Here is an 18037-nt window from a genome sequence, read left to right as displayed (position 1 = left end):
GGCTCCGGCGCGTTGACACCGGAGCCTTTCAGATTAACGCGGCAGGGCCGTTCCCCATTCACGCCACTCTTTCGGTTCGCTTTCGAGCAGCAGGAAGTGTTTCCCTGACTGCGCTTTTGGCGCCAGTGGCGTGCCCGGCGGGGTGGCAAACGCAATACCGCCACGGATGAACTGGTTGAAGGTACCGGTTTTCACCACGCCCCCCGTCAGGCCGAAGTCCAGTGAGTAGCCAGAGGCCAGCCAGAATACCGAGTTATTTCGTACCAGGTGCTGGTAACGGTCGCTGATACGTAACGCCACCATCACACGATCGGAGAGCGTACCAAGCGTCAGACCCGTTACCGTACCTACCTCAATACCGCGGAACAGAACCGGCGTGCCGATGCCAAGTGAGCCTGCTTCCGGGACTTCCACCACAATGCTCAGGCCACCGAGGTAGCGCGAATCGGTGATGGTGGCTTCCTGCAGTTCGAAATCACGCCGTGCATTGCCCTGGCCGGGTTCGACGTTGATATAGGGCTGCAGAATAGTGTCGAGATGTTCAACGCCTGCGGCCGAAATCTGCGGCGTCACCACCGAGAAGCGGGAACCGGTGCGGGCGAAGGTCTGCACATATTCCGGGTAGAGCACCGCGGTGGCCTGTACCTCGTTGCGGGAGGTGATCAGCGTCAGCTTCTGGATCTGGCCGATATCAATGCCCAGGTAGCGAATCGGCATGCCTTCCGCCAGCTTACCGGCATCAAACGCATGCAGGGTAATCTGCCCACCCACGGCACGCGCGGCGGTTTCGGACGGGAAGAGAATACGCTTATCGCCCTTACGCAGGTTTGCGCCTGCACCGCTGAGGTTATCGAAGCTAATGGCGCCGCGCAGCGCGCGTGAGAGCGGGGAGGCCTGCACGGTCAGCCCGTTACCGTTAAGCTGAACTTTCGCGCCGCCTTCGGCCCAGAAGACGCTGTTTGGCGTCAGCAGCTTGCGATACTCCGGCTTGATATGCAGTTCGATATCAAACGCGTCCGCACGCGGGCGAACGGCGATCACTTCCCCGACTTCAAACTTGCGATACAGCACCACAGAACCCGCCTGGACGTCCGGTAGCGTCTCGGCGCTCAAGGTCAGCGTGGTCGTCGGCAGATCGCTCAGGCTGTTTTCAATCGCTTTGTCCAGGTTGGCATACAGCGGGTAATTTTCGCGGATGGGGCCTTTATCGCCCGGCAAAATGCGAATGCCGCCGTTAACCCATTCGCTGGCACTGGCACCAAGGAACTCTACGCCGTCCAGGCCTACCTTCACATCGACGCGGCTGTTCACCACGAATTTACTGTCGCCATGGACGAGGTTGCTGTATTGCGGATCGATCGCTACCGAGAAGCTCACGCCGTTTTCGGAAAGCGTTCGCTCCAGAACCTGACCCACCTGGACACCGTGGAGGATCAGCGGCTGACCGGCTTCAATACCATAACTTTCGGGGGCATTTAGCGTAACCGTCACAACGCCCGGTTTTTGCAGCAGGGCTTTATCCGCCGGGGCGATCACGAAGTTGTTGCTTGGCTTTCCTTCTCCGGGGATCAGTTCAAACGTGTTGCCGGTCAGCAAAGTGCTGAGACTGGCATCGTTCAGAGAGAGCTTCGGACTGCGCATCTCGATACGCGTTTTCTCGCGCAGGAGATCGACCACGCTGGGGTCGACGGTCATTTCGCCCGTCACCGAGCCGCCAGGGTTGAGCGTCATTTTGGTGAGCTGACCTACCTGCAGACCCTGATACATCAGCGGTGTTGATCCGGCTTTCAGACCTTTCGCATCGGGCAGAACAAGTTTGACGATCACCCCTCGCTGGCTGTGCGCCAGATCAGCGTACAACCCGAACGTATCATCGGCGGCAGCAGGGCTGGAGTTCTCCGGGGAGTCAAAGGCAATCGCCCCGTTTACCAGCGCGGCCAGGCTCTCCAGCTTCACTTTAGCACCGCTCAGGCTGAGGTCGGCATCTACGCCAGACACGTTCCAGAAGCGGCTGCCTTTTTTCACCAGGTTGGTGAATCGGCGTTCGATCAGCACATCGATGGTCACGCCCTGTTTGTTCGGATTGATGGCGTAATCGTAAACGCGACCCACCGGAATTTTTCGGAAATAGACCAGCGAGCCACTGTTCAGTGAGCCGAGATCCGGCGCCTGCAGATGGATCATCAGATCGCCGTTATTGAGACGGTATTTTGGCTGCGTATCCAGCGCGACAAAGTGATCCTGCGGTTCGCCCTTGCCTGGCATCATACCGATGTAGTTACCGCCAACCAGCGCATCCAGCCCCGAGACACCCGCCAAAGACGCCTTCGGCGTAACCAGCCAGAACTGCGTTTCGCTGCGCAGCGCGTCCTGCATGTCCGATTTAATGCTGACCCGCACCTGAATTTTGTTCAGCCCTTTTCCGAGTGAGATGTCCTGAACCGTACCGACTTCAACCCCCTGAAAACGAACGGGGGTTCGTCCGGCGACGATGCCGTCGGCGGTCTGGAAATCAATGGTGACGGTACTTCCGCGATCTTCATAGCTCGTCCAGATAAGCCAGCCAGCAATCATCAGGGCGATGACAGGCAGCAACCAGAATGGCGAAATGCGGCGTTTAGTTTTAATTCTCGCTTCAGTCGGCGAAGCGGGGGTTTCCTGACTCATGTGCATCCCAAAGTAAGCGGCTATCCAGCCATTCCACAGCAAGAATAGTCAATATCACCGCAGAGCCGAAATAAAAAGCTGCGGGTCCCATAGTAAAAGCAAGTAACTGGTCGCGATTTATTAGCGACATCATCAGCGAAATCACAAACAGATCCAACATGGACCAGCGGCCAATCCAGGTGACAAATCGCAGAAGCAGTATTCGGGTTCGTAATCCTTGTTCACACTTAAAGTGAATGCTGATGAGCAGGGTGAACATCACCACGACTTTGATAAAAGGAACCAGGATACTGGCGATAAAGACGATGGCCGCCACCCCAACGTTGCTGTGTGCCAGGGAGATAATGCCGGAGAGGATTGTATCCTCCTGACGGGCACCATTCACGTAAATGATGGAAATCGGCAGCATATTGGCGGGGATCAAGAACACCAGGGAGGCAATCAGTGCCGCCCAGCATTTTTGCAGACTGTTATTGCGTCGATGCAGCAAGGGTATGTGGCAGCGCGGACAGCGCCCACGGGGATCGGGCAACCCGGTGTAATGGCATCCCAGACAGACGCGGAGATTCTCATCCGGACGGGTGGCAGGGCGCTGAGGGTAAAAACGCTCCCAGAGTTGCTCAACGTTCAGGTGGATCAGCGTCAGGATGCTGAGCAGCACCAGGCAGATAAAGGCAAAAAGCCCGACGCCCGGCTGCAGAAAAGCATAATCCTGCACTTTAATTGATGCCACGCCCACACCGACAAGATAGATATCCAGCATCACCCACTCTTTGAGTTTATCCAGCATCAGCAGCACCGGGCGAAGATTCATCCCCAGGATGTTGCCAAACCACAGATAGGCAATGGCTGCAACCAGCACCAGTGGCGCGCCAACGGAGCAAAACAGCACCATGGCAGCGGTAATCGGATCGCCCTGGCGGGTCATCTGCCAGATCCCCTGCAGCACGTTGGCATCAATGCGTACGCCAAGCAGGTAGAGCTTCAGCAGGGGCTCGGTCCAGGCGAAGGGCATCAGCAGCAGCATGGTGACGGCCATGGCGGCCAGACGGGTTAACGACCAGTCTCGGCCGTCACGAATTTTCGCGTCACATCGGGGGCAAAAGGCACTTTGGTGCGATTTCATCTTCGGCAACATAAAAAGCGTATCGCACTGGGGGCAACGCTGATAATGTGCACGAGGCAAAGCGTCTCTTACCGTATGGACCGTTATCTTTTTTGTCGGCGTAATTTTGGTTGTTTTTAAGGCCATCAGCTGCGCACAAATAAGTATTGTTGAACGTTATATTAACTCATGAACGGATTCATCTTGAGCATGAGCGCATTTAATGCTTATTTTAATAGGCTATGCGGTAATTTTGTAAGACAACTAAGTGATTGAATAATGAACAAAACAGAATTCTACGCGGATCTGAACCGCGATTTTAAGGCATTGATGGCGGGTGAGACCAGCTTCTTAGCCACTCTGGCAAATACTAGCGCATTGTTGTTCGAACGTCTCTCTGACGTGAACTGGGCTGGCTTTTACCTCCTGGAAGGTGACACGCTGGTACTTGGCCCGTTCCAGGGCAAACTGGCTTGCGTGCGTATTCCGGTCGGGCGCGGTGTATGCGGTACTGCGGTGGCCGAGAATCAGGTACAGCGTGTGGAAGATGTTCATGCGTTTGACGGGCATATCGCCTGTGATACCGCCAGTAATTCTGAGATCGTACTGCCGCTGGTGGTAAGAAATCAGATTATTGGCGTTTTGGATATCGACAGCACCGTCTTCAGTCGCTTCACAACCGAGGACGAGCAAGGGCTGCGCGAGCTGGTGGCGAATCTGGAAAACGTCCTTGCCGGCACCGATTATCAAAAATTCTTTGCGAGCGTCGCAGGATAATCAACGGATAACGTAGCATTTACTGATAGCGTCATTATAATGACGCCTGTTCATGCCTGCGCTTGTTGGCAACGTCCGTTGTAATCAGGAAATTTCATGGAAAATCAACCTAAGTTGAATAGCAGTAAAGAAGTTATCGCATTTCTGGCCGAGCGTTTCCCGCAGTGCTTCAGCGCGGAAGGTGAAGCTCGTCCCCTGAAAGTCGGTATTTTTCAGGATCTGGTAGCGCGCGTTGAGGGGGAAATGAACCTCAGCAAAACTCAGTTGCGTTCTGCCTTACGTCTTTATACTTCGAGCTGGCGTTACCTGTACGGTATCAAACCGGGCGCGACTCGCGTGGATCTCGACGGCAACCCTTGTGGTGAGCTGGACGAGCAGCACGTTGAACACGCACGCAAGCAGCTTGAAGAAGCCAAAGCACGCGTTCAGGCACAACGTGCAGAACAGCAAGCGAAAAAACGCGAAGCCGCAGCGGCAAACGGCCAGGAAGAAGCGCCTCGTCGTGAGCGTAAACCGCGCCCTGCGCCGCGTCGTCACGATAATAACGATCGCAAACCGCGTGCAGACAAACCAGCAGCCAAAGCCCCACGTGCGCCTCGTGAAGAGCCGCGACATACCCCGGTTTCTGACATCAACGCGCTGAGCGTGGGTCAGGCGCTGAAGGTCAAAGCGGGCAACAATGCTATGGACGCCACCGTACTGGAAATCACCAAAGATGGCGTTCGTGTACAGCTGACTTCTGGTATGTCAATGATTGTACGCGCAGAACACTTGTTGTTCTGAAACGGAGGCCAAGCCTGGCATGAACACTTTTTTTAAGCTCACCGCGCTGGCGGGTCTGTTTGCTATAACAGGCCATGCTTTCGCAGTGGACGATATCACGCGTGTTGATCAAATTCCGGTACTCAAGGAAGAGACGCAGCATGCGACGGTGAGCGAGCGCGTGACGTCTCGTTTCACCCGCTCGCACTATCGTCAGTTCGATCTCGATCAGGCCTTTTCGGCCAAAATCTTTGACCGCTATCTGAACTTGCTGGATTACAGCCATAACGTTTTGCTCGCCAGTGATGTCGAGCAGTTCGCTAAGCGCAAATCCGAGGTGGGTGATGAGTTGCGGTCAGGCAAGCTGGATCTTTTCTACGATCTCTACAACCTGTCGCAAAAGCGCCGCTTTGAACGCTATCAGTACGCCCTGAAAGTGCTCGAACGTCCGATGGACTTCACCGGCAACGACAATTTCAATCTTGATCGCAGCAAAGCGCCGTGGCCGAAAGATGAAGCCGAGTTGAATGCGCTGTGGGACGGAAAGGTCAAATACGACGAACTGAGTCTCAAGCTGACCGGCAAAGATGAAAAAGAGATCCGTGACACGCTGACGCGTCGTTACAAATTTGCCATTCGTCGTCTGGCGCAGACCAACAGTGAGGATGTCTTCTCTCTGGCAATGACGGCCTTTGCGCACGAAATCGATCCGCACACCAACTATCTCTCCCCGCGCAACACCGAACAGTTCAATACCGAAATGAGCCTGTCTCTGGAAGGTATCGGTGCGGTACTGCAGATGGACGATGATTACACCGTGATCAATTCCATGGTGGCGGGTGGCCCGGCCTCCAAAAGCAAAGCGATCAGCGTAGGTGACCGCATTGTCGGGGTCGGACAAACCGGTAAAGGCATGGTCGATGTCATTGGCTGGCGTCTTGACGACGTGGTTGCGCTGATTAAAGGTCCGAAAGGCAGCAAAGTTCGTCTGGAAATTCTACCAGCGGGTAAAGGCACTAAAACCCGTATCGTTACCCTGACCCGTGAGCGTATCCGTCTGGAAGACCGCGCGGTGAAAATGTCGGTGAAAACCGTGGGTAAAGAGAAGGTGGGTGTCCTGGATATCCCTGGCTTCTACGTAGGGCTGACCGACGATGTGAAGGTTCAGCTGCAGAAACTTGAGAAACAGAACGTCAGCAGCGTCATCATTGACCTGCGCAGCAACGGCGGTGGTGCGCTGACAGAAGCGGTATCGCTCTCTGGCCTCTTCATCCCGTCTGGCCCTGTGGTTCAGGTGCGTGATAACAACGGTAAAGTCCGTGAAGATGCCGACAACGACGGTGTGGTCTACTACAAAGGCCCGCTGGTCGTGCTGGTCGACCGCTTCAGTGCGTCCGCGTCTGAGATCTTTGCCGCGGCAATGCAGGACTACGGCCGTGCGCTGATCGTGGGTGAGCCAACCTTTGGTAAAGGCACCGTTCAGCAGTATCGATCGCTGAACCGTATCTACGATCAGATGCTGCGTCCGGAATGGCCTGCCCTGGGTTCAGTGCAGTACACCATTCAGAAGTTCTACCGCGTCAACGGCGGCAGTACGCAGCGTAAAGGCGTCACGCCGGACATCATGATGCCGACAGGTACGGAAGAGACCGAAACTGGCGAGAAGTTTGAAGATAACGCGTTACCGTGGGACAGCATCAATGCTGCGACCTATGTGAAAGCGGGTGATATGACGCAATTTGGCCCTGAACTGCTGAAAGCGCATAACGACCGCATCGCGAAAGATCCGGAATTCCAGTACATCATGAAGGACATTGCGCGTTTCAATGCCCTGAAGGATAAACGGAATATTGTTTCTCTGAACTACGCCCAGCGTGAGAAAGAGAACAACGAAGACGATGCCACGCGTCTGGCCCGTATCAACGACCGCTTCAAGCGTGAAGGTAAGCCTCTGCTCAAGAAACTGGACGATCTGCCAAAAGATTACCAGGAGCCGGATCCTTACCTGGACGAGACGGTGCATATCGCCCTCGACCTGGCGAATCTGGAAAAAGATAAGCCTGCCGAGCAACCCGTTCCGGCGAAATAATCCCCCAACAGGCACAAGAAATTGTGCCTGTTTCTTTTTGTTCCGCATCCTTCCGTCAGGCAGATTTCCAATTGTGTAAAGTTGTGTCTTTCTGGTGACTTACGCCCTCCGGATGCTTGAAAATAGCCGCAATACCCATACGATGTGGGTAATCGCATAGTGCGCTTTGTTAAACTGAGGTTAAAAGAAAATTATGATGCGAATCGCGCTCTTCCTGCTCACCAACCTGGCGGTGATGGTGGTTTTCGGGCTCGTGCTAAGCCTGACAGGAATTCAGTCGAGCAGCGTTCAGGGTCTGTTGATTATGGCGCTGCTGTTTGGTTTTGGTGGCTCGTTCATTTCCCTGCTGATGTCAAAGTGGATGGCGCTGAAATCCGTCGGCGGTGAGGTGATTGAGCAGCCGCGTAACGATATGGAACAGTGGCTGATGAATACGGTGGCTCAGCAATCCCGTCAGGCCGGGATCGCCATGCCGCAGGTGGCCATTTATCATGCGCCCGATATTAACGCGTTTGCCACGGGTGCCCGTCGTGATGCATCGCTGGTTGCTGTCAGCACCGGGTTGCTGCAAAACATGAGCCGTGACGAAGCCGAAGCGGTCATCGCTCACGAAATCAGCCATATTGCCAACGGCGACATGGTGACCATGACGCTGATTCAGGGCGTGGTGAACACCTTCGTTATCTTTATCTCCCGTATCCTGGCGCAGATTGCGGCGGGCTTTATGGGCGGCAACCGTGATGAAGGTGAAGAGAGCAACGGTAACCCGCTGATCTACTTCGCCGTGTCGATGGTGCTGGAACTGGTGTTCGGTATTCTGGCGAGTATTATCACCATGTGGTTCTCGCGCCACCGTGAATTCCACGCGGATGCCGGCTCTGCGAAACTGGTGGGACGCGAGAAGATGATTGCTGCCCTGCAGCGCCTGAAAACCAGCTACGAGCCGCAGGAAGCGAACAGCATGATGGCCTTCTGCATCAACGGTAAATCAAAGTCGCTCAGTGAGCTGTTTATGTCTCACCCGCCGCTGGATAAACGTATTGAAGCGCTGCGCAGTGGGGAATACCTGAAGTAACGCGAAACGTCACAATAAGCCGGGCAGGCGTATTCTCCGCCCGGCTTTTTTTATGCCTGAACCCTGGGCTGGGTAACGCGCAGACCGCTGACGATGGCCGCGAGGGTGGCAAGCGCGCCGGCGGTGAGCAGCGCAAGGTGGTTACCGTTTTGCCCGGCAAGGTTAAACATCAGGGCAACCAGCGCCGCGCCGCTGCTTTGCCCCAGAAGGCGCGCAGTTCCCAACATCCCGCTGGCGCCGCCACTGCGGTGACGGGGCGCAGAGGTGATGATGGTGTGATTATTGGGGGACTGAAACAGGCCGAACCCCGCACCACAGAGGATCATGCGCCAGACGATGTCCAGATCGCTGGGTGATGACGGTAACAGTGCCAGCGCGAAAAGGCCGGTTGCCATGACGGCCAGTCCCACCGCACCCAACAAACCGGCATGGATACGTTCAATTAAGTAACCCGCCAGCGGCGCCATCACCATCGTCGCCAGTGGCCAGGGCGTTAGCAGCAGCCCGGTCTCCACCTCCGAACGTCCTACCACGCTTTGCAGAAAGAAGGGCAAAGAAACCAGCGCCAGCATCTGAGCGCAGAACGAGCAAATGGACGTACAGATGGAGAGCGAAAAGAGGGGGATACGCAGCAGATCTACCGGCAGCAAAGGAACGGGCAGGGCGAGCTGACGGCGAACAAAGAAGAATCCTGTTACCAGCAGGGCGATAAGCTCGATGCCGGTAAGCGCCATGGATTGCCCCTGAGCAAAGCCGCTCAGGGCTGTAATCAGCAGACCAAAGGTCAGTGCATTCATCACTGCGCTGGGGACGTCAAAACGCGGCATGGTACTTTTGGGGCCATTAGCAGGAAGAAAACGCAGGGCAAAGAAGATAGCCACGATACCCAGCGGCACGTTTATGGCAAAGAGCCATTGCCATGAGGCGACAGAAAGTATGGCTGCTGCAATTGTTGGTCCGGCGGCGGAGGAAACCGCGACAATAAACGAGTTTATTCCCATCCCGCGTCCAAGGTGGCGTTGCGGATAGATCAAGCGGATCAATGCCGTATTTACACTCATCAGCGCCGCACCGCCAAAGCCCTGCGCTATGCGCGCCAGCGTCAGCGTGTGCAATGAGTCAGACAGGGCGCATAACAGCGAGGTAAAGGTGAACACCACCAGGCCGCACTGATAGACCCGACGGTGGCCGAACATGTCGCCGAGGAAAGAGAAGGAGAGCAGGGAAATCACAATCGCAATCTGATAGGCGTTAACAATCCATATCGAGCTGGCCGGGGATGCCTGGAGGTCGCTGGCGATAGTGGGCAGGGCAACGTTCGCAATCGCGCCATCGAGGACGGCCATTGAGATCCCAATAATAATCGTAGCAATGGCGCCATACCGCAGGGGCAAAGGCAGACCATCGGAAAGGTTCTTTTCCATCGGGGATAAAAAGCTCAGGGTGAAATTATTCTCAGGGTAACGATTTTAGCACTGTTAACGCCGTTATATGTCGCAGATTTGTAACGAAACAAACGCGCATTGATTGCAGGTAACATCACAGGAATTTATAATAAAAACCGGTTCTGATTTTTATAAAACACTCTCTATGAGGTGGTAAATGGCAATTGCGGATTTGGATAAACAGCCAGATTCTGTTTCTTCCGTGCTGAAGGTGTTTGGCATCTTACAGGCGCTCGGAGAAGAGCGTGAAATTGGTATTACAGAGTTGTCGCAGCGTGTGATGATGTCGAAAAGCACCGTTTACCGCTTTTTGCAAACCATGAAGTCACTGGGTTATGTAGCGCAGGAAGGAGAGTCTGAAAAATACTCTCTGACGCTAAAGCTGTTCGAACTGGGGGCCCGGGCGCTGCAAAACGTTGATTTGATCCGCAGCGCGGACATTCAGATGCGTGAGATCTCCCGTCTGACCAAAGAGACCATCCACCTGGGTGCACTGGATGAAGACAGCATTGTTTACATCCATAAAATCGACTCCATGTACAACCTGCGTATGTATTCGCGCATTGGCCGCCGCAACCCGCTTTATAGCACGGCAATTGGCAAGGTTCTGCTGGCGTGGCGCGATCGCGAAGAGGTGAAGCAGATCCTTGATGGTGTGGAATATAAACGCAGTACGGAACGAACCATTACCAATACTGATGAACTGTTAACGGTACTCGACAAGGTGCGTGAACAAGGATACGGCGAAGATAACGAAGAGCAGGAAGAAGGGCTGCGCTGCATCGGCGTTCCGGTGTTTGACCGGTTTGGCGTGGTGATCGCGGGTTTAAGTATCTCTTTCCCAACCCTGCGCTTCTCAGAAGAGCGTCTGCACGAGTATGTGGCTATTCTGCACACTGCCGCGCGTAAGATTTCCGAGCAGATGGGCTATCACGACTATCCCTTTTAACGCGTTTTAGCATAAAAAAACGCCGCATCTTTTGCGGCGTTTTTCGTCAGTGGTTAACCAGGCCAGTTAGCCATTATCAACCACGACGGACATCTTCCTCAGTACCGGGCAGTTGGTTAAACCAATGATGCCGCTGTCAGAATGGAGATACTGCGCCGTGCTTACGCCTTGTGCTGTTACGTACTTACACTGAATACCTAAGCCTGCTGCATTTTCGGTGCTTCCCACAAGCACACCGTAGCCGGTTAACAAAAGTCCAATCCAGAGTATCGCCAGTACTATAATCGTTCGAATGATTACGCGCATTGTTACCTCTTTTATCGTTGTTATCATGAGGCTAGCCTAAACGGTTTACGTAATGAAACAAGTGCAGGATTCTGAAAAAGACCTGATGTTGGTACAGTTAGTCCTTGTTTAAGGTCACCGTGATAACCTGGTTGTATCAGGTCTTTAGACGGAGTGTGGAGTGAAAAAAATACGCTGGGTGATTCTGATTGTCGTACTGATAGCGTGCGTGGTGTTATGGACGCAGACGATCAATGTGATGTGCGATCAGGATGTACAGTTTTTTAGCGGCGTTTGCGCAATCAATAAGTTTATCCCGTGGTAGCACGCATTTTTTCTTAAGGTGATTTCCTTCCTTCGCACCAGTGGTAAAATAGGCGTTTTTATTGAGGTGGTGAAATGGGTGAGTTACTGAACTCAGGGTTGCTGAATGTAGCATCCCTGATGATCTCTTTGGTTGTTCTGCTGGTGGGTCTAGTCATTTGGTTTTTCGTGAACCGTGCCAGTTCCCGTACAAACGAGCAGATTGAACTGCTGGAAGCGCTGCTCGATCAGCAAAAGCGTCAGAATGCGCTGCTGCGTCGTCTGTGCGAGGCTAACGAACCGGAAGGGAAAGACGAGTCAAAAGAGGCTGTCGCTGAAAACAACCAGGATCAGGACGATTTTATCCGTCTGGTGGCTGAGCGCTGATTGCCGTGTCCCGGGAGGGACTGTGGTCTGGTTCAGTCCAGGTGTAATCCCTCCCTGAAAACGCGTTAAGTAGTAAGGCAGATAATTTAGCACCAGTTAATAGTACTTTCAGGATACTGAAAACTGGCGATTATTTATCCTTATAAACGAAGCGATGAATTGTTGCATATATTCTGTATGTATCTACGCTCAAAAATGTTTTATTTTTATCGAAACGTTTTGCTTGCCTTGTTTTGATGCAGCGTCATAAAAATTTCATTATTTTGGTGCATAACCCTCCTTATTACCTGCTGCATTTTAATACAGTTCGGTGCGGATTATTAACATTGAGTTTTTCCTGAAACAATACGCCCCCGTTGCAATGATTTAAGCATAAGTTTTCACAATTTGTTCTAACTCAATCAATTCCGAAGATTTCTTTTCACGGTTGCTGGACGCATTGTAATGATTGAGCTATGTTAAAAAAGTCTTAGATTACAGTGCTTGCGAAAGCACCGTAGAGCCTGTGTAAAAGCGTTAAGCTGTCTGTGTGTATCGCGCATAATTGTGCAAATCCTTACAGACAGTGTTCGAATTTGTGCGGCGGATCGAGACATGTTTAAAAATGGCTTGCCATATTAAACATAGTGTGTGATAACACGTTTTGGGTCAAACGAGGTACAGTTCTGTTTATGTGTGGCATTTTCAGTAAAGAAGTCCTGAGTAAACACGTTGTCGTTGAATACCGCTTCTCTGCCGAACCTTATATTAGTGCCTCATGCAGTAATGTCTCAGTTTTATCTCAGTCAATGCCTGCGGGCTAAGAAAACACTCTAAGGAATTTTGCAAATGGCAAAGATTAAAGGTCAAGTTAAGTGGTTCAACGAGTCTAAAGGTTTTGGTTTCATTACTCCTGCTGACGGCAGCAAAGACGTGTTCGTACACTTCTCTGCAATCCAGGGTAACGGCTTCAAAACTCTGGCTGAAGGCCAGAACGTTGAGTTCGAAATTCAGGACGGCCAGAAAGGCCCAGCTGCAGTTAACGTAACTGCTATCTGATCGAACCGCTGCTGACTGAAGCGCGTAGCACTTCAATCTCAGACATAAAGCCTCGCACAATGCGGGGCTTTTTTATGCCCTTATCTTTCAAAATATGACTATCCTCTGTCTCGTTAGCAACTTGTTGCAAAGCTGCGAGGTTAGAAGCACAGTTTCGCCTCCCTCAGCGCATCTTTTCCCGTTAAATCAGAGCGTTGTTTAACAGCTCTGGGGTTCAGGTGAAAAAGAAATTAATTATGAGCGCTGGCAATTTCACACCAGCGCGTTTTGCGCTGCTCTGTTTTGCTATTTTCTGCAGTCTGGCTTTTTTGCTGGGTCGTGTTGCCTGGCTACAAATCATCAAACCAGACAACCTGGTGAAGCAGGAAGATATGCGATCGCTGCGTCAGCTGACGATTGATGCTCCACGAGGGATGATCACGGATCGTGAAGGCCGACCTCTGGCGGTCAGCGTGCCCGTCAGAGCCGTATGGGCCGACCCTAAAACGGTACTCGCAAAAGGGGGCGTTGGTTTTGACGATCGCTGGCAGGCGCTGGCGAGCGCGCTTCATCTCTCCCTGAATACCCTCTCTTCGCGCATTAACGCCAATCCCAGGGGCCGGTTCATTTACCTGGCTCGTCAGGTTGATCCTGCGCAGGCCAAATGGATTGATAAACTGAATTTGCCGGGAATTAACCTGCGTGATGAATCGCGCCGTTTTTACCCGGCAGGCCACGTGGCGGCCAATCTGATTGGCTTCACCAATATTGACGGGCAGGGCATTGAAGGGGTGGAAAAAAGCTTTAATACTCAGCTGACGGGTAAAGCGGGTGTCCGACAGGTAAGGGAGGATCGCTACGGCCGGGTGGTTGAAAACCTGACGGAAGTTGCGCCCACGCCAGCGCATAACATTCAGCTCAGCATCGACGAGCGGCTACAGACCATTACCGAAGACGCGCTGGATAATGCCGTGGCCTGGAATAAGGCCGAGTCAGGGGCATCGGTATTGATCAATATCCCAACCGGCGAAATACTCGCCATGGCGAGTTACCCGGACTTCAACCCCAATAACCGGGAAGGCGCGACAATTAACGATTTTCGTAACCGGGCTATTAGCGATACGTTCGAACCCGGTTCGACCGTTAAACCGCTGGTGCTGATGACGGCGCTGCAGCAGGGGCTGGTCCAGCCGGACAGCGTGATTGACACCCATCCTTATACACTTGATGGACACCGTATTCGCGACGTGGGCTACTACCCGGAGCTGACGATGACCGGGATCCTGCAGAAATCGAGCGATACCGGAGTCTCCCGGCTCTCGCTGGCAATGCCCATACAGCACCTTCTTGATACCTACCGGAACTTTGGTTTTGGCACGAACACGGGTCTTGGCTTAACGGGGGAGAGCGCGGGCCTGTTGCCACAGCGTAAGTACTGGAGCCAGCTCGACCGCGCGACCTTTGCCTTCGGCTATGGCCTGATGGTGACGCCGCTCCAGCTTGCCCACGTCTATGCGACGATTGGCGGATTTGGACTGGAGCGTCCCCTGTCGATCACCCGCATCGATCCCCCCGTTATCGGGCACCGCGTTATGCCGGAGGAGATCGCGCATGACGTGGAGCATATGATGGAGAGCGTTGCGCTACCCGGTGGCGGTGGCGTTAAGGCCGCGGTGCGTGATTACCGCGTGGCGGTAAAAACCGGTACGGCGAAGAAGATTGATGACAGCGGCAAATATGTCGATAAATATGTCGCCTATACCGCGGGCGTCGCGCCTGCGAGCGATCCGCGTTTTGCGTTGGTCGTGGTGATTAACGAGCCTCAAAACGGGGCGTACTACGGTGGGGCGGTTTCAGCGCCGGTTTTCAGCGAAATCATGGGCAACGTGCTGCGCCTGGAGAATATAAAACCTGATGGCCTCCCGGCCGGTTCTGACCACCTTATCGTCATGCGGTAATCCAGCCGTTTTATAGCGGGGCGAATAGCGGTACACTTCGCCCTTTGGTTTATGCCCCGGAGTTGCCATGTCCTTCAGTTGCCCCCTTTGTCATGCGTCGCTGATGCGCTCAGATAAAAGTTATCGTTGTCCGCAGGGACATCAGTTTGATATGGCGAAAGAAGGATATGTGAATCTTCTGCCGGTGCAGCATAAGCGCTCCCGCGATCCGGGTGATAGTGCGGAGATGATGCAGGCACGTCGTGCATTTCTCGATGCCGGACACTATCTGCCGCTGCGGGAGACAGTTGCGCAGATGCTGGATGATATGTTGCCTGATTCGGCGTCCGCCATGCTGGATATCGGTTGTGGAGAAGGATACTACACCGCGCGGTTTGCGGAAGTGGTGCGTGAGAAGGGGGCCGTAACATTCGGTCTCGACGTGTCGAAAGTGGCCATTCGCGCGGCGGCTAAACGCTACGCTGACGTGACGTACTGCGTGGCTTCAAGCCACCGGTTGCCGTTCGAAGATGCCAGTATGGACGCTATCATCCGCATCTATGCTCCCTGTAAAGCGCAAGAGCTTGCACGGGTGGTGAAACCCGGCGGATGGGTCATCACCGTCACACCCGGCCCGCGTCATCTGATGGAACTGAAAGGGCTTATCTATGATGACGTGCGTCTGCATGCCCCCCATTCTGAACAGCTGGCCGGTTTTACGCTGAAGCAGGAGAAGTCAGTGGCGTATCAAATGGATCTGGAGGGGCAGGAGGCGGTAGCACTGTTGCAGATGACGCCGTTCGCGTGGCGGGCAAAACCGGAAGTTTGGGCGGCGCTAGCGGCCCGGACGACGTTTAGCTGCCAGACAGATTTCAGTATCCATGTCTGGCAGCGCGACGCTTAACCCGCGAAGTGTGCCCAGAGGATCTGGGCACCAATGCCGATCAAAACGATACCGCCTAAGATCTCGGCGCGTTTACCCAGTAGCGGGCCGATAAAGCGTCCGACCATTATGCCCAGCGTGGACATAATCAGTGTTGCACAGCCAATGGCCAGCGCAGTGGCGATAATGTTAACCTGCAGGAAAGCCAGACCCACCCCGACGGCCATGGCGTCAAGGCTTGTGGCGATAGCGGTTGTCACCAGCAGCCAGAATCCATGGCGGTATTGCGGTTCCGCACCTTCATCATCCCCGCCGCGAAAACCCTCGATGACCATTCTGCCACCGAGAAACACCAGCAGAACGAACGCGATCCAGTGATTCCACTCGAGCACGAACTGGCTGGCGAGCATACCCAGACCCCAACCGATGAGCGGTGTCAGCGTTTCGATGGCGCCAAAAATCAGCCCGGTACGCAGTGCTTCTGAGAATTTAGGTTTGTGGAGCGTGGCACCCTTGCCAATGGAGGCAGCAAAAGCGTCCATGGACATGCCAAAAGCGAGAAGGATCGTAGCGGAGATATTCATAACAGCGTCCAGACCGGGGATATCCATATGACACATCACTGCCCCCAGTAAACAGCAGTTGATGTATCTATGGTCTCGCCTGATCTCTTTTGCACCGTAAGCGTGCTGAAAGCGATCCGTACGTGCCACGTTTTTCAACGAGTATGTTGACACGTACATTTCCTGCGTGCAGGAAATCGGCTACTCCCCAACGACGGGCGCAACCTTAACATATTTTGAGAATATAAAACAACATCAAGGAAGGCTTAATTTACTCGCTTTCTTGATAACGATTTTCATTTAGGTTTATGCGTGAAAATATCGTTAATGAATATAAGTCAAAAGAGGATGGCAGATATAGCAACGGCTATATTCAGGGTGAGAAAATAGCGTAATATATAGCCGATGCTATAAATTTAACTTATTGAGTTTTAAGGAGTAATGTGTAGATTTTTTCAAGGTCATCAATATTCTTGACCCGGATGAGCAGGCGGCGTTGTTCTAATTGCATCACTAACACACCGTCTTCGGATAAATTCATCTCTTTAATGCGGTTATATTCTATCCATACGTTGGCGAAGAAGAATCCGTGTTTTTTAAAAATGAGTTTTGGCGAACGGATCCAGAAAAGGTAAATCGCCATTAATGCCAGCGCACATAATAACCATGTGGTTAATATTGCACCGTGGCTGGTGACGTTATTGTAGATCAGAATGACCACCAGACCCGCGAAGATAAACGCATCAATACGTCCGCGGCGTAAGAGGGGAAGGGTCAGTAGCGTCTCGCCGTGGCGGCGAGGCATAATTAACTCGTCATAGATAGCGTAAGCCAGAAGGGCAACAATAAATAAAACCAGTACGATGTCCGTGACAGTCATTCATCCTCCGGATAACCGATAAAAAACCGGGGGCAAGCCCCCGGCGTCTCACGTTACTGCTTTACAGACCCAGCAGGCCGACGGCGTAGCCCGCGATACCGATGACGAAGAAGCCAACGATGATCCACAGCGGGTTCACCTTCTTACGCAGCAGCCACATACAGGCGAAGGTCAACAGCAGCGGTACCAGGCCCGGCATCAGCTGATCCAGGATAGTCTGCACGGTGGTGACGCGGGTCTGACCATCCTGGCCGGTGATGGTCGATACCACCAGCGGGATGTTCACGTGCGTCCACTTGTTCACCAGTGCCCCCATCACAAACAGGCCGAGGATTGACGCCCCCTCGGTCAGTTTCTGCAGGAAGCCGCCGCCCATATCCTTAACAATATCCACGCCCTTGCGGTAGCCGTAGGCCACGCCGTAGTAACGGGTCAGCAGGCGCACAGCGTTGAACAGGATAAAGAACAGCAGAGGACCGAGCAGGCTGCCGCTCATGGCGATCCCCGCCCCCAGCGCGGCAAAGACCGGACGAACCGTACCCCAGAAGATAGGGTCACCTACACCGGCCAGAGGACCCATCAGACCGACTTTGATACCGTTGATCGCACCATCGTCAATCTCTGCGCCGTTGGCACGCTGCTCTTCCATCGCTAGCGTTACGCCCAGAACCGGCGCGGCTACATATGGATGGGTGTTGAAGAATTCCAGGTGACGCTTAATCGCCTGACGTCGTGCTTCGTTATTTTCCGGGTACAGGCGCTTGATCGCCGGTACCATGGAGAAGCAGAAGCCCAGCGCCTGCATACGTTCGAAGTTCCATGAACCCTGAAACAGGTTAGAACGGATGAACACGCCACGAATATCACCCGGAGTGAGTTTTTTCTCGGTGGTAGTTTTTGTCATATCAACCAT

At 53.4% G+C, this 18037-nt stretch carries 17 protein-coding genes, 1 pseudogene and 1 riboswitch; of the genes and pseudogenes, 11 read left to right on the top strand and 7 right to left on the bottom strand.

What is annotated here, in order from left to right; genetic code table 11:
- Positions 1-33: 33 nt before the first annotated feature.
- A complete protein-coding gene (locus AAER43_RS13795) occupies positions 34-2667 on the bottom strand; it encodes a PqiB family protein (protein ID WP_014884295.1) in 2634 nt (877 codons plus the stop codon).
- The gene (gene yebS / locus AAER43_RS13790) at positions 2636-3919 is read right to left on the bottom strand and encodes a membrane integrity lipid transport subunit YebS (RefSeq protein WP_050861728.1); all 1284 of its coding nucleotides are present in this window, start codon (positions 3917-3919) and stop codon (positions 2636-2638) included. Before yebS ends, AAER43_RS13795 begins: the two co-directional genes overlap by 32 nt.
- Positions 3920-4051: 132 nt before the next feature.
- Here yebS and AAER43_RS13785 point away from each other — a divergent pair, with 132 nt between their 5' ends.
- The 4 genes from AAER43_RS13785 to htpX all read left to right on the top strand — a co-directional run bounded on the left by AAER43_RS13785 (position 4052) and on the right by htpX (position 8475).
- Positions 4052-4549 carry a GAF domain-containing protein gene (locus tag AAER43_RS13785; RefSeq protein ID WP_050861729.1) on the top strand — a complete coding sequence of 166 codons (498 nt, stop codon included), beginning with the start codon at positions 4052-4054 and terminating at the stop codon, positions 4547-4549.
- 96 nt (positions 4550-4645) lie between these two features.
- Positions 4646-5332, top strand: a complete 687-nt coding sequence (gene proQ / locus AAER43_RS13780; RefSeq protein ID WP_014884292.1) for an RNA chaperone ProQ — start codon at positions 4646-4648, stop codon at positions 5330-5332.
- A gap of 19 nt (positions 5333-5351) precedes the next feature.
- Positions 5352-7400, top strand: coding sequence for a carboxy terminal-processing peptidase (prc, locus tag AAER43_RS13775; protein ID WP_045268888.1), 2049 nt, complete (start codon positions 5352-5354; stop codon positions 7398-7400).
- Positions 7401-7593: 193 nt separating this feature from the next.
- Positions 7594-8475, top strand: a complete 882-nt coding sequence (htpX, locus tag AAER43_RS13770) for a protease HtpX (protein ID WP_014884290.1) — start codon at positions 7594-7596, stop codon at positions 8473-8475.
- Positions 8476-8525: 50 nt separating this feature from the next.
- Here the strand turns inward: htpX and AAER43_RS13765 are convergent, their stop codons facing one another.
- Positions 8526-9899 (bottom strand): MFS transporter, encoded by a 1374-nt coding sequence (locus AAER43_RS13765; RefSeq protein WP_050861730.1) that lies wholly within the window; start codon positions 9897-9899, stop codon positions 8526-8528.
- A gap of 178 nt (positions 9900-10077) precedes the next feature.
- On the opposite strand from AAER43_RS13765, the gene kdgR reads away from it, so the two are divergent.
- On the top strand, positions 10078-10869 hold the full coding sequence (kdgR, locus tag AAER43_RS13760) for a DNA-binding transcriptional regulator KdgR (protein WP_014884288.1): 792 nt from the start codon (positions 10078-10080) through the stop codon (positions 10867-10869).
- Positions 10870-10935: 66 nt separating this feature from the next.
- Here the strand turns inward: kdgR and AAER43_RS13755 are convergent, their stop codons facing one another.
- A complete protein-coding gene (locus AAER43_RS13755) occupies positions 10936-11175 on the bottom strand; it encodes a YobH family protein (protein WP_014884287.1) in 240 nt (79 codons plus the stop codon).
- 160 nt (positions 11176-11335) lie between these two features.
- Here AAER43_RS13755 and mgrB point away from each other — a divergent pair, with 160 nt between their 5' ends.
- The 6 genes and pseudogenes from mgrB (at position 11336) to rlmA (ending at position 15702) form a co-directional block, all read left to right on the top strand.
- The gene (mgrB, locus tag AAER43_RS13750) at positions 11336-11479 is read left to right on the top strand and encodes a PhoP/PhoQ regulator MgrB (protein WP_014884286.1); all 144 of its coding nucleotides are present in this window, start codon (positions 11336-11338) and stop codon (positions 11477-11479) included.
- 74 nt (positions 11480-11553) lie between these two features.
- Entirely contained in the window at positions 11554-11844 is a 291-nt protein-coding gene (locus AAER43_RS13745; protein WP_014884285.1) for a YebO family protein, read from the top strand.
- Positions 11845-12515: 671 nt separating this feature from the next.
- Positions 12516-12660, top strand: a pseudogene (locus tag AAER43_RS13740) (DUF2627 domain-containing protein).
- 12 nt (positions 12661-12672) lie between these two features.
- Positions 12673-12882 (top strand): transcription antiterminator/RNA stability regulator CspE, encoded by a 210-nt coding sequence (gene cspE / locus AAER43_RS13735; RefSeq protein WP_001062678.1) that lies wholly within the window; start codon positions 12673-12675, stop codon positions 12880-12882.
- A 218-nt stretch (positions 12883-13100) separates the two neighbouring features.
- Positions 13101-14819 carry a peptidoglycan glycosyltransferase FtsI gene (gene ftsI, locus AAER43_RS13730; protein WP_050861731.1) on the top strand — a complete coding sequence of 573 codons (1719 nt, stop codon included), beginning with the start codon at positions 13101-13103 and terminating at the stop codon, positions 14817-14819.
- Between the two features lie 67 nt (positions 14820-14886).
- A complete protein-coding gene (rlmA, locus tag AAER43_RS13725; protein ID WP_047624818.1) occupies positions 14887-15702 on the top strand; it encodes a 23S rRNA (guanine(745)-N(1))-methyltransferase in 816 nt (271 codons plus the stop codon).
- Here the strand turns inward: rlmA and mntP are convergent.
- The 3 genes from mntP to AAER43_RS13710 all read right to left on the bottom strand — a co-directional run bounded on the left by mntP (position 15699) and on the right by AAER43_RS13710 (position 18037).
- Positions 15699-16265, bottom strand: a complete 567-nt coding sequence (gene mntP, locus AAER43_RS13720; protein ID WP_014884281.1) for a manganese efflux pump MntP — start codon at positions 16263-16265, stop codon at positions 15699-15701. The two genes, rlmA and mntP, sit on opposite strands and share 4 nt — an antisense overlap.
- A 10-nt stretch (positions 16266-16275) precedes the next feature.
- Positions 16276-16466: riboswitch (yybP-ykoY riboswitch) on the bottom strand.
- 199 nt (positions 16467-16665) lie between these two features.
- A complete protein-coding gene (locus AAER43_RS13715; protein ID WP_050861732.1) occupies positions 16666-17124 on the bottom strand; it encodes a DUF986 family protein in 459 nt (152 codons plus the stop codon).
- Between the two features lie 61 nt (positions 17125-17185).
- Complete coding sequence (locus tag AAER43_RS13710) at positions 17186-18037, bottom strand: PTS mannose transporter subunit IID (RefSeq protein ID WP_006810994.1); 852 nt, start codon at positions 18035-18037, stop codon at positions 17186-17188.

Source organism: Enterobacter sp. FUJ80071 (assembly GCF_038739915.1).
In the GTDB taxonomy this organism is placed as follows: domain Bacteria; phylum Pseudomonadota; class Gammaproteobacteria; order Enterobacterales; family Enterobacteriaceae; genus Enterobacter; species Enterobacter kobei.
This window is presented reverse-complemented; position numbering and strand designations above follow the sequence as displayed.